Below are 12,004 nucleotides of genomic sequence, written 5' to 3'. Positions count from 1 at the left end.
GGCGAGAGAGGCATCCGGGTGACGGGAACCAGGGACGACGTGGACGTGCGGGTGGAACGGGAGCGGGCACGGCTGTTCTCGGTGCTCGAGGGGCTGGACGACGCCGGGTGGCGGACGCCGAGCCTGTGCGCGGGCTGGTCGGTACGGGACCTCGCCGTCCACCTGCTTATGCCCTACGAGCTGTCCATGCCCCGGTTCCTGGCCCTGCTGGCGCGCTCCCGGTTCTCCTTCGACCGGACGGCGGACCGCTGGGCCCGGACCGATCGGCGCTCGCCGGCGGAGGTCGTCGCGGCCCTGCGCGACACCGAGCACCGCACCTTCCAGGCCGGGCCTGGTGCGCCGCCGGAGGCTCCGCTGAGCCACCTCGTGATCCACGCCCAGGACGTCTACCGGCCGCTCGGCGTGCCCTCGCCGACCGATCCGGACGACGCCCGGATCGCACTCGACCAGCTGACCGGCCGCCGGTCCCTCGCCCCCGGCCTCCTCGACGGGCTGGCCTTCACCGCCACCGACACCACCTGGCGGTACGGGACGGGCCTCCCGGTCTCCGGTCCGGCCACCGCCCTGCTGACCACGCTCGCCGGCCGGCCGGCGGCCCTCGACGACCTCACCGGCGAGGGCGTCCCCGAGGCACGTGCGCGGCTGCGGTCCGCCGCGACCTGAGCCGGCGGTCCCCTGACGGCAGCCGTGTGGTGGGCAGCGGCCCGGCCTGACCGCAGCCGTCCTCGGAGGAAGGGGCAACTCCCCGTCGGGACTCCCTGGCCAACAGTGCCGCCGAGGACGAGACTCGGTGCGTCGCGTGGTTCGGCGGAAGGACCAGGTGATGGCCACCCACGTCGCACTGACCGCCGGGGTCCTCGACGGCCTGGCGGCGAGGCTGAGGGGACGGCTGGTCCGCCCGGGCGATGTGGACTACGACGACGTGCGCGCCGTGTTCAACGCACTGATCGACCGGAAGCCGGCCGCGATCGCCCGCTGCCGGGACGCCTCCGATGTCGCCCACGGCATCGACTTCGCCCGCGACCACGGTCTGCCCCTTTCGGTCCGCGGCGGCGGCCACAGCGTCGCCGGCAATGCGGTCTGCGACGGTGGACTCGTGCTGGATCTGTCCGGCATGAAGACCTTGCACGTCGATCCGGGCTGTCGCCTCGCCCTCGCCGGCTCGGGTCTGACCCTCGGCGAGCTGGACCGCGGAACCCAGCAGCACGGCCTGGCCACCCCCTCGGGCGCCGTGTCGATGACCGGTATCGCCGGCCTGACCCTCGGCGGCGGGTTGGGCTGGCTCAACGGCCGGTACGGACTGGCCTGCGACAACGTCGTCGCCGCAGACGTCGTGACCGCCGACGGCGCCCTCGTGCGGGTCGATGCCGAGGAGCACCCCGACCTGTTCTGGGCGATCCGCGGCGGAGGCGGCAACTTCGGTGTCGTCACCCGGTTCACCTACCGCCTGCACCCGGTCGGCCCGGTCCTCGCGGGCAGCCTGACGTTTCCGGCCGACACGGCCGGGCGGGTGCTGCGCCACTTCGACGAGTTCATGGCGGCGGCACCCGATGAGCTGTCCGCAGCCGTCTCCTTCGGGCTCGACGGTGGGCGCCCGGTGCTGTCCGTGACCGTCTGCTGGTGCGGCCCGGTCGACGACGGCGAGCGGACACTGCGGCCGCTGCGCGCGATGGGCCCGCCGCTGGCCGACTCCATCGGCGTGATGCCCTACGTCGACCTGCAGAGCGCCGGGGACGCCGGTTTCCCGCGCGGTCGCCGCCACTACTGGAAGGCCGGTTTCCTGCCCCGCCTGACCGTCGGTGCGGTGGAGGTGCTGCTCGAGCACCTGCCGCAGATGCCCTCGGCGCTCAGCGGGATCGGCGCCCAGCACATGCACGGCGCGGCCGGGCGAATACCGGCCACGGCGACCGCATTCCCGCACCGGGCCGACCAGTACGACCTGCAGCTCCTCTCCCAGTGGGCTGATCCGCAGGACACCGAGCGCAACGTCGCCTGGACACGCGACCTCTTCGAGTCCCTGCGACCACATCTGCAGGACGCCGTGTACGTCAACAACCTCGGCAGCGAGGGCCCGGACCGGGTTCGCGCCGCCTACGGCGCCAACCTCCCGCGGTTGGCCGAACTGAAGCGGGTCTACGACCCCACCAACCTCTTCCGGCTCAACCACAACATCGCACCCGCCCGTCCGGACACCGCCTTCGTGCCTTGATCCACCAGTCGCCGAGCACGCCGTTCAGCGCCGGCGCCTCATCGGACACCAGGTCGGACTGCCCGGTGCGGTCGGCACCCGGACCACCGACCGGGTGTGGAGGGCTCCACGCGGAACCGACGGTGCGTGCACCACACTCCCGCCGTGAGGGGGAGCCGGCCATCAGCCGAGCAGCAGCGCGATGCCGACGAGCACCGGGACCGACAGGACGGTGCTCAGCAGGACGACGTCCCGCACGAGCAGCGTGCCCCGGTCGTAGGTGGCGGCGTACACGAAGACGTTCTGCGCCGTCGGCAGCGCGGAGGTCACCGTGACCGCCAGCAGCGCCACCTCGTCGAGTCCGGCCACCCAGCGGCCGAGGGCGTAGGCCAGCGCGGGCTGCCCGAGCGTCTTGAGCGCCACCCCCAGCCACACCTGACCGGCCTCCTCCCCCGACGCCGGCCGCGGCGCGCCGTGCAGGCTCATCCCGTAGGCCAGCAGCGCGGCGGGCACCGCCAGCCCGGCGGTGAGCTCCACCGGCGCCAGGACCAGCGCCGGCAGCTGCACACCGGTCGCGGCCACCAGCACGCCGAGGCCGCAGCCAACGACGACCGGCGTCGCCAGCGGCTGCAGCACCACCTGCCAGCGCGGCCGGGCCCCGGCCGGGGTGCGCGAGCCTGCCAGCACGGCCAGGCCCACCGGCGCCATCACCAGCACCTGGAACAGCAGGACGGGGGCGACGAAGGAGGCGTCGTCCAGCACGTGGACCGAGATCGGGACGCCGAGGTTGCCGGCGTTGACGTAGGAGGAGGCCAGTCCGCCGGCGGTCAGCTCGGCCGGTCGCAGCCCCCAGCGCCACCGCGCCAGCCCGGCGAACAGCAGCGCGGCCAGCACCGCGCTGCCCGCCGTGGCGACCAGGGCGGGCGAGAGCAGCACCCCGGGGTCGGCGTCGGCGAGGGTGAGCAGCAGCAGCGCCGGCGTCGCCACGACGTAGGACAGCCGGGACAGCACGGCCGCGGCGTCCTGTCCGACGGTGCCGGTGCGGGCGACCAGCCAGCCGACGGCGATGACCGCGGTGAGGGCGGCGAAGCCCCCCACCACCCCGTTCACGCGGCGATCGCGTCCCCGACCGCGCGGACCAGCCGGGACAGCGCCTCCGGCGGGGCCTGCGGGAGGAACAGGTTCGGCTCGGTGAGCTCGACCTCGAGCACCACCGGCCGGCCGGCGGCGTCGGCGACCAGGTCGATCCGCGCGTACAGCAGCGGCGCGGCACCGCGCAGCAAGGAGGGGACGGCGTCGACCACCGCCTGCGCCAGCTCCCGCTGCTCCGGCGTCGCGGGAGCCGGCCGCACGCCCCGGCGACCGTTGCGGTCCTGGCGCACGCCCTCGCCGCGGCCGAGCATCGGGGGCTTGCGCGCGGCGTGCGAGAACCGCCCGCCGAGGAACAGCAGGGCCGCCTCCCCCGCGTCGTCCACGCTGGCCTGGTACGGCTGCACCATCGCCGTCCGGCCGGCCGCGGTCAGCTGCGCGACGTGCGCCATGACGTCGCCGGGGTCGGTCCAGCGGGCGGTGTCCCGGGAACCCGCGGACACCGACGGCTTGACAACCCACTCCTCCGCGTCCGGCAGGTCGGCGGTGCTCGCGGGGTCCCAGACGGTGGGGACGACGGGCAGCCCGGCGGCCGCGACGTCGCGCAGGTGGGTCTTGTCGGTGTTCCAGCGCAGCACGCCGGCGTCGTTGCGCAGCCGGGGTACGGCGTCGGCCCAGGCCAGGAACTCGGCCCGCCGCCAGGCGTAGTCCCAGCAGGACCGGACGACGGCCAGGTCGTGGCCGGCCCAGTCCACCGCGGGGTCGTCCCAGCGGACGCAGTCCACGGCGAACCCGGCCTCCCGCAGCGCCGGGGCGGCGAGCGGGAGGTCCGGGTCGACGCGCAGGCCGCGCTCCGAGCTGACGAGGGCGACCCGCGAAGTCACCGGGGCAGCTCCAGCACGCCGTCGATCCGCCGCGGGATGCCCCGGAAGTCGTCGGTGAGCTCGGCCGGGAGCACCTCCTGCGGCGCGCCCTGCCAGGTCACCGGGCGCAGGAACCGCCGGATCGCCGTCGTCCCCACCGAGGTGTGCTGGGAGTTGGTGGACGGCCACGGACCGCCGTGGTGCTGGGCCCACGAGACGGCCACGCCGGTGGGGTAGGCGTCGTAGACCAGCCGCCCCGCGCGCGTGCGCAGCTCCTGCGAGACCGCCAGCGGCAGCTCGGTCTCCCCCGCGCCGCGCAGCACGGTGGCGGTCAGCGACGACGGCATCTGGTCCAGCGCCGCGAACAGCTCGGCCTCGCCGTCGTACCGGGCGACCACCGAGACCGGCCCGAAGCACTCCTCGGTCACCTGCTCCGGCAGCCCGGCGGCCGTCGTCTGCAGCAGCCGGGGCACGGCCTCGAACCCGCGGCCGGACGGGTCCCCGCCGCGGGCGATCTCCTCGACGCCCGGCGCCCCGGCCAGGCCGTCGGAGATGCGGCCGTAGGAGGCGGCGATGCCCTCGTTGAGCAGCACCGGAGCAGCGGCGCCGCGCACCGCCTCGGCCATCGCGTCGACGACGGCGTCGCCCTCGGGCCCCGCCGGCACGAACGCCAGGCCGGGCTTGGTGCAGAACTGACCGCCCCCGAGGGTGAACGAACCGACCAGCTCGGTGCCGATCGTCGTCCCGCGCTCGGCGGCGGCCTGCGGCGTGACGACCACCGGGTTGAGGCTGGACAGCTCGCCGAAGAAGGGCACCGGGTCGGGGCGTCGCTCGATGATCTCCAGCAGGGCGCGGCCGCCGTTCACCGAGCCGGTGAAGCCGACGGCGCGGATCGCCGGGTGGGCGACCAGGTCGGCGCCGCCCTGCAGGCCGTGCACGATGCCCAGCGTGCCGTCGGGCGCGCCGGCCTTGCGGGCCGCGGCGTCCAGGACGTCGAAGACCAGCTGCGAGGTCGCCGGGTGCGAGCCGTGCGCCTTGACGACGACGGGGCAGCCGGCGGCCAGCGCCGAGGCGGTGTCGCCGCCGGGCACCGAGAACGCCAGCGGGAAGTTGCTGGCCCCGAACACCGCCACCGGGCCGATCGGCACCAGCATCCGGCGCAGGTCGGGGCGCGGGCCCATCGGGGTGTCCCCCGCGTGGTCGATCGCGGCCTCGAGGTAGCTGCCCTCGTCGAGCACCTCGGCGAACAGCCGCAGCTGGTAGCAGGTGCGGGTGAGCTCGCCGTTCAGCCGGGTCGGGCCGAGGGCGGTCTCCCGGTCGGCGACGGCGACCACGTCGTCCCGCCGGGCCTCCAGCGCGTCGGCGAGGGCGCGCAGCAGCGCCGCCCGCCCGGCACGGCCGAGGGCGTCCAGGCCGGGGGCCGCGGCGAGCGCGGCCGTGCAGAGCCGGTCCACCTCCTCGGTGGTGGTCTCCTGGGCGACCACCTCGACGGTCTCGCCGGTGCGGGGATCGGTGCTCACGATGTCGGACACGGTGCCTCCAGTGCTGCGGTACGGGGAGTCAGCGGACCGCGCCGACGGTGACGCGGTCGACCGTCCAGGCGCGGGCCTGCTCGCTGAGCGTGATGCCCAGGCCCGGCCGGTCGGAGATGTACATGCGCCCGTCGCGGGTCTCCAGACGCTCGTTGAACAGCGGGTACAGCCAGTCGAAGTGCTCCACCCACGGCTCGCGAGGGTAGGCCGCCGCCAGGTGGGCGTGGATCTCCATCGCGAAGTGCGGGGCCAGCTGCAGGTTGGCGACGTCGGCGAGGGTGGCCAGCTTCAGGAACTGGGTGATGCCGCCGATGCGCGGGGCGTCGGGCTGGAGCACGTCCACCGCGCCGTGCCGGATCAGCTCGGCGTGCTCGGCGACGCTGGTGAGCATCTCCCCGGTGGCGATGGCGGTGTCCAGCGAGCGGGCGAGCTGGGCGTGGCCCTCGGCGTCGTAGGCGTCCAGCGGCTCCTCGATCCACACCAGGTCGAACTCCTCCAGCCGGCGGCTGACCCGCATGGCCGTCGGCCGGTCCCACTGCTGGTTGGCGTCGACCATCAGCGGAACGCCGTCGCCGAGGTGCTCACGGACGGCGCGGACCCGGCGCAGGTCCTCGGCCGAGTCGGGCAGCCCGACCTTGATCTTGATGCCGCCGATGCCCTGTTCGAGGGTCCGGGTGGCGTTGTCCCTGACCTGCTCGACCGACTCGTGCAGGAAGCCGCCGGAGGTGTTGTAGCAGCGCACCGAGTCGCGGTGCGCACCCAGCAGCTTGGCCAGCGGCAGGCCGGCCCGCTTGGCCTTGAGGTCCCACAGCGCCACGTCGATCGCGGCGATCGCCTGGGTCGAGGCGCCGCTGCGGCCCACCGACGCGCCGGCCCAGACGAGCTTGGTCCACAGCCGGCCGACGTCGCTGGGGTCCTCGCCGATCAGGTCGGGGGCGACCTCGCGGGCGTGCGCGAACTGGGCCGGGCCGCCGGCCCGCTTGGAGTAGCTGAACCCGACGCCCTCGTGCCCCTCCTCGGTGGTGACCTCGGCGAACAGGAAGGCGACCTCGGTCATCGGGCGCTGCCGGCCGGTGAAGACCTTGGCGTCGCTGATCGGGTTGGGCAGCGGCAGGGTGACCGAGGACAGGGTCACCGACTCGATCCGGTCGAGCACCGCCGGGGCGGTGGACCGCGGCGGGGCGGGCACGGTCGTCGTCATCTCGGATCTCCAGACGTGGGTCGGCGGACGAGGCTCAACGGACGAGGCTCAACGGACGAGGCAGGGGCGCTTGGGGTCGAACGCCCAGCCGGGGACGAGGTACTGCATCGCCACGGCGTCGTCCCGCGCGCCGAGACCGTGCTCGAGGTACAGCTCGTGCGCGGCGGCGAGGGCGTCGCGGTCGAGCTCGACGCCCAGCCCCGGTGCGGTGGGGACGGCGATCGCGCCGTCGCGGATCTGCAGGGGCTCGCGGGTCAACGCCTGCCCGTCCTGCCAGATCCAGTGCGTGTCCAGGGCGGTGATCTGCCCCGGGGCGGCGGCGCCGACGTGGGTGAACATCGCCAGCGACACATCGAAGTGGTTGTTGGAGTGCGAGCCCCAGGTCAGGCCGAAGTCCGAGCAGAGCTGGGCGACGCGGACCGAGCCGCGCATGGTCCAGAAGTGCGGGTCGGCCAGCGGGATGTCGACCGCGCCCGCGCGGACGGCGTGGGCCATCTGCCGCCAGTCGGTGGCGACCATGTTGGTCGCGGTGGGCAGGCCGGTCGCCCGGCGGAACTCCGCCATGGTCTCCCGGCCCGAGTAGCCGCCCTCGGCGCCCACCGGGTCCTCCGCGTAGGCCAGCACCCCGTGCAGGTCGCGGCAGAGCTCGATCGCCTCGGCCAGCAGCCAGCCGCCGTTGGGGTCCAGGGTGACCCGGGCGTCGGGGAACCGCTGCGCCAGCGCCCGGACGGCGGCGACCTCCTCACTCCCGGCGAGCACCCCGCCCTTGAGCTTGAAGTCGGAGAACCCGTAGCGGGCCTGCGCGGCCTCGGCGAGCGCGACGACGGCCTCCGGGGTCAGCGCCGGCTCGCGGCGCAGCCGCTCCCAGTCGTCGGCCGGGTCGGGCTCGGCCAGGTAGGGCAGGTCGGTGGCCGACCGGTCGCCGACGTAGAAGAGGTAGCCCAGCATCGGCACGCTGTCGCGCTGCTGGCCCTCGCCGAGCAGCTCGGCCACCGGCACCTCCAGGTGCTGGCCGAGCAGGTCGAGCAGGGCGGACTCCAGCGCGGTGACCGCGTGGATCGTCGTCCGCAGGTCGAAGGTCTGCAGGCCGCGGCCGCCGGCGTCCCGGTCGGCGAAGGTGGCCGCCACCTGCCGCAGCAGCCGGCCGTACTGGGCGACCGGCTGCCCGGCGAGCAGCGCACCGGCGTCCTCGACGGTGCGGCGGATCGCCTCGCCACCGGGGACCTCACCGACGCCGGTCCGGCCCTCGCTGTCGGTGACGATCGCGATGTTGCGGGTGAAGAAGGGGCCGTGCGCGCCGCTGAGGTTGAGCAGCATGCTGTCGTGCCCGGCGACGGGCACCACCTCGACGCGGGCGACGGTGGGCGTGCGGCCGGTCGGCATCGGAGTCCTCGCCGTCCTCTCGGTGGGTGGGTTCAGGAGACCTTGTCGACCAGGGCGGCGAGCTCGGCGAGCTCGGCCTCGGTGAGGTCCGCCAGCGGCGGGCGGACCCGGCCGCCGTCGCGGCCGACCGCGGTGAGGCCGGCCTTGACGATGGAGACCGCGTAGCCCTTGGCCCGGTCCCGGATGTCCAGGTACGGCAGGACGAAGTCGTTGAGCATCTGGTAGACGGCGGTGCGGTCCTGGGCGCGCACCGCGGCGTAGAAGCGGAGCGCGAACTCGGGCAGGAAGTTGTAGAGCGCCGAGGAGTACGTGGTCACCCCCAGCTGCAGCAGCGGCAGGGCGAAGGTCTCCGCCGTGGGCAGCCCGCCGACGTAGATCAGCCGGTCGCCGACACGGGCGTACGTGCGGGTCATCTGCTCGATGTCACCCACCCCGTCCTTGAGGCCGATCAGGTTGGGGTTGCGCTCGGCGACCTCGGCCACGGTGGTGTCGATCAGCACGGCGTTCGCGCGGCTGTAGACGATGACGCCCAGGTCGGTGGCGCGGCACACGGCGCTGATGTGCTCGACGAGCCCCCGCTGGCTGGCCTCGGTGAGGTAGGGCGGGAAGAGCAGCAGCCCGGAGGCGCCGGCGGCCTCGGCGGCCTGGGCCTGGGCGACGGAGACGGCGGTCCCGCCGGTGGCCGGTGCGATGACCGGCACCCGGTCGGCCACCTCGTCGACGGCGACGCGGACGACGCGGTCGATCTCCTCCGGGGTCAGCGAGAAGCCCTCGCCGGTCCCGCCCGCCGCGAACAGGCCGGCGACGTCGAAGCCCGCCTGCCAGGCCAGGTGCTCGCGGTACCGGGCCTCGTCGAACTGCAGGTCGGCGTCGAAGTGGGTCACCGGGAAGGAGAGCAGGCCGGACTTGAGCCGGTCAGCGAGGGCATCCGGGGGCAGCAGCGTCACGGAGATCGTGTCCTTGGGTCCGACGGGTCCGCACCGGGGTCCTCCGGCGGCACGGGCTGTGGTCGCGGCCACCGTAGGAAGGTCAGACGATGCACGTCCAAGTGCACTTTGGCATCACTCGATGCCTGGCCGGTATCAGAGTCGCCCGGCCCGGCGCTCCAGCACCGCGAGCGTCCGCCACAGCGCGGGGTTCTTGGAGTCCTTGGCCCAGAGCAGGTGCAGCTCGACCGGCTGGGGCACCGACGTCTCCAGCCGGACGAAGGCCACGCCCTCGATCGGCAGCCGCGCGGCGGACGCCGGGACGAACGCCACCCCGCGACCGGCCGCCACCAGCCAGAGCATGGTGAGCACCTGGCTCACCGTGTGCACCGTGTTCTCGGCGGCGACGGGCGCGACGCGGGCGACCAGGTCGTAGAAGTACTTCGCCTGGGTCGGCGAGTGCATGACCACCGGCGTCGAGGCCAGGTCCGCGGCCGTCACGGGCCGGCCCAGCTCCAGCAGCCGGTGGCCCACCGGGGCGGCCACGAGCAGCGCCTCGCGATGCAGGAGCCGGTTGCCGAACGCCTCCTCGTCGAAGGGCGGACGCCCCAGGCCCAGGTCGACCTCCTCGTTGAGCAGCCCGGCGACCTGCTCGCGGGTGACCATCTCGCTGAGGTCGACGTCGACGTCGGGCAGCTCGGCCGCCAGGTCGTTGAGCAGCCGGCCGAGGACGCCGTAGGTCGAGGCGGCGGTGAAGCCGATGCGCACCACACCGCTGGCCCCGGAGGAGACCCTGCGGGCGAGCTCGGGTGCGGAGTCGGCCAGGCCGAGCAGCCGCCGCGCCTCGACGAGGAAGACCTGACCCGCGGCGGTCAGGGTCACCCGGCGGTTGTCCCGCTCGAGCAGCTGGGCGCCGACGACCCGCTCGAGCTTCTGGATCTGCCGGCTCAGCGGGGGTTGGGTCATCTTCAGCCGCGCCGCAGCCCGGCCGAAGTGCAGCTCATCGGCCACAGCCACGAACCCGCGGAGTTGCTCGAGCGTGAATGCCATGCTGCCAAGGTATCAATCGATGCCTCAATGGATTTGGACAGGCATGAGGAAGGCTTCTTAGGCTCGCCGACGACCAGGCGTCCGTGACGCCACTCACACCGCCCGCGGCCCGGCCACGGCTGCTCTCCGAGGAGAACTCTCATGACCACGAACAACCGCGCGCGCCGCTGGGCGACGGCCGGCACCGGCTTCGCCCTCGCCCTCTCGCTGGCCGCCTGTGGCGGCAACGTCGGCGGTGGGGGGTCCGCCGAAGGCGAGGAGTTCCCGGGCGGTGACCCGATCACCGTGCTCGTCGGCCAGGACCCGGGCGGCAGCACCGACCTGATCGCCCGCGCGCTGGCCGACGAGGTCTCCGACGACCTCGGCGTCCCCGTCACCGTGGAGAACCGGCCCGGCGCCAACGGCGCGCTCGCCGCCCAGGAGCTGGCCGGCGCGGAGCCCGACGGTCACACCCTGATGGTCTACAACGGCAGCCTGGCCTACATCACGCCGCTGGCCGTCGCCGAGGGCGAGGCGCCCGACATCGCCGACTACGAGATCGTCACCGGCATCAGCCAGGACGACTACGTGCTGGTGACCGCGCCGTCCTCCGGCTTCACGACCGTGGAGGACCTCGCCGCCGCCGGGCGCCCGATCACGTTCGGGACGACGGGCGTGGGCACCGGCAGCCAGCTGTCCCAGGAGCTGCTCTTCGCGCAGGCCGGCATCGAGGCCACCGCCGTCCCCTTCGACGGCGGCTCCCCGACCCTCACCGCCGTGCTGGGCGGCCAGGTCGACGTCGGCTCCATCCAGCTGGGCGAGGCCATCGAGCAGATCGAGGCCGGCGAGCTGACCCCGATCGTGACCTTCGCCGAGGAGCGGGTCAGCTACCTGCCCGACACCCCGACCGCCGTCGAGGCGGGCTACGACGCGCCGGTCCAGCAGTCCCGCGCGGTCTTCGCCCCGAAGGGCACGCCGGAGGACGTCCTCGGGACCCTGCAGGCGTCGTTCCAGACCGCGTTCGGGTCCGAGGCCTACCAGCAGTTCAACGAGGACAACCAGCTGACGCCGAACGAGGTCGACGGCGAGGAGGTCCGCGAGACGTGGACCTCGAACCTGGAGCGGTACCGCGGCGTCGTCGAGCAGTACTCGATCGACCTCGGCGGGGACTCGTGACCTCTCCCGCAGGCGGGGCGCACGTCCCGGGGCGCCCCGGCGGCTCCACGGCCGCCGGGGCCACCCCCCCGGCCGACCCGGGGGTGCCGCCGGTGGAGCCCGCCGCCGGGGAGTTCGACCTCGAGGAGGCCATCCACCAGGTGGAGGCCGAGGAGCACGAGGGCCGCCCGCCGGCCGCCGGGCTGCTGGGCAACCTGGTCGTCGCCGCCGCCGTCGTCGTCCTCGGGGTCGCCGCGGTCGCCGGCTCGCTGGCCCTCGACGTCGGCAGCGCCGGCAGCCCGGCGGCGGGCACCTGGCCGCTCCTGGTCAGCGTCGTGGTCCTCGTCCTCGGCCTGGCGCTCGTCGCGACCGCCCGGCGCACCACCGACGCCGAGCGCTTCAGCCGCACCAGCTGGCTGGTGCTGGCGGGTCTGGCCACGATGGTCGTCTTCGTCGCGGTCATCTCGGTCATCGGCTTCGAGATCCCCGCCGCGCTGCTCGCCTTCGTCTGGCTCCGCTTCCTCGGGCGCGAGAGCTGGCGCACGTCCATCGTCGCGAGCCTCGCCATGGTGGTCGCCTTCTACCTCATCTTCGTGGCCGCCCTCTCGGTCCCCATCCCGCACCTGTTCTAGGAGACG

The 12,004-nt window shown here is 74.2% G+C and carries 11 protein-coding genes; 4 read left to right on the top strand and 7 right to left on the bottom strand.

Annotated elements, in window-relative coordinates:
- Positions 1 to 18: 18 nt before the first annotated feature.
- On the top strand, positions 19 to 663 hold the full coding sequence (locus GOBS_RS11745) for a maleylpyruvate isomerase family mycothiol-dependent enzyme (protein WP_012948508.1): 645 nt from the start codon (positions 19 to 21) through the stop codon (positions 661 to 663).
- A gap of 160 nt (positions 664 to 823) precedes the next feature.
- Complete coding sequence (locus GOBS_RS11740) at positions 824 to 2,209, top strand: FAD-binding oxidoreductase (protein WP_012948507.1); 1,386 nt, start codon at positions 824 to 826, stop codon at positions 2,207 to 2,209.
- A gap of 162 nt (positions 2,210 to 2,371) precedes the next feature.
- Here GOBS_RS11740 and GOBS_RS11735 read toward each other — a convergent pair whose 3' ends face one another.
- From GOBS_RS11735 to GOBS_RS11705, 7 genes are all read right to left on the bottom strand, one after another.
- On the bottom strand, positions 2,372 to 3,298 hold the full coding sequence (locus GOBS_RS11735; RefSeq protein ID WP_012948506.1) for an AEC family transporter: 927 nt from the start codon (positions 3,296 to 3,298) through the stop codon (positions 2,372 to 2,374).
- Positions 3,295 to 4,161 (bottom strand): ATP-grasp domain-containing protein, encoded by an 867-nt coding sequence (locus tag GOBS_RS11730; protein ID WP_012948505.1) that lies wholly within the window; start codon positions 4,159 to 4,161, stop codon positions 3,295 to 3,297. Before GOBS_RS11730 ends, GOBS_RS11735 begins: the two co-directional genes overlap by 4 nt.
- A complete protein-coding gene (locus GOBS_RS11725; RefSeq protein WP_012948504.1) occupies positions 4,158 to 5,672 on the bottom strand; it encodes an aldehyde dehydrogenase (NADP(+)) in 1,515 nt (504 codons plus the stop codon). The genes GOBS_RS11730 and GOBS_RS11725 overlap by 4 nt, the downstream gene beginning before the upstream one ends.
- A 28-nt stretch (positions 5,673 to 5,700) precedes the next feature.
- Positions 5,701 to 6,873: an L-talarate/galactarate dehydratase gene (locus GOBS_RS11720; RefSeq protein WP_012948503.1), complete on the bottom strand. Its 1,173-nt coding sequence runs from the start codon at positions 6,871 to 6,873 to the stop codon at positions 5,701 to 5,703.
- Between the two features lie 48 nt (positions 6,874 to 6,921).
- The gene (locus tag GOBS_RS11715) at positions 6,922 to 8,256 is read right to left on the bottom strand and encodes an enolase C-terminal domain-like protein (RefSeq protein ID WP_012948502.1); all 1,335 of its coding nucleotides are present in this window, start codon (positions 8,254 to 8,256) and stop codon (positions 6,922 to 6,924) included.
- 32 nt (positions 8,257 to 8,288) lie between these two features.
- Positions 8,289 to 9,203 carry a 5-dehydro-4-deoxyglucarate dehydratase gene (gene kdgD, locus GOBS_RS11710; RefSeq protein ID WP_012948501.1) on the bottom strand — a complete coding sequence of 305 codons (915 nt, stop codon included), beginning with the start codon at positions 9,201 to 9,203 and terminating at the stop codon, positions 8,289 to 8,291.
- A 135-nt stretch (positions 9,204 to 9,338) separates the two neighbouring features.
- A complete protein-coding gene (locus GOBS_RS11705; protein ID WP_012948500.1) occupies positions 9,339 to 10,232 on the bottom strand; it encodes a LysR substrate-binding domain-containing protein in 894 nt (297 codons plus the stop codon).
- 141 nt (positions 10,233 to 10,373) lie between these two features.
- Between GOBS_RS11705 and GOBS_RS11700 the strand changes: the two genes are divergently transcribed.
- Together GOBS_RS11700 and GOBS_RS11695 are read left to right on the top strand one after the other, a co-directional pair.
- Entirely contained in the window at positions 10,374 to 11,387 is a 1,014-nt protein-coding gene (locus tag GOBS_RS11700) for a tripartite tricarboxylate transporter substrate binding protein (protein WP_012948499.1), read from the top strand.
- Positions 11,384 to 11,998, top strand: coding sequence for a tripartite tricarboxylate transporter TctB family protein (locus GOBS_RS11695; protein WP_012948498.1), 615 nt, complete (start codon positions 11,384 to 11,386; stop codon positions 11,996 to 11,998). The genes GOBS_RS11700 and GOBS_RS11695 overlap by 4 nt, the downstream gene beginning before the upstream one ends.
- Positions 11,999 to 12,004 lie beyond the last annotated feature (6 nt).

The organism is Geodermatophilus obscurus DSM 43160, from assembly GCF_000025345.1.
Lineage (GTDB): Bacteria > Actinomycetota > Actinomycetes > Mycobacteriales > Geodermatophilaceae > Geodermatophilus > Geodermatophilus obscurus.
Note: the sequence above shows the minus strand (reverse complement) of the source record. Positions and strands in the feature narration are given on the sequence as shown.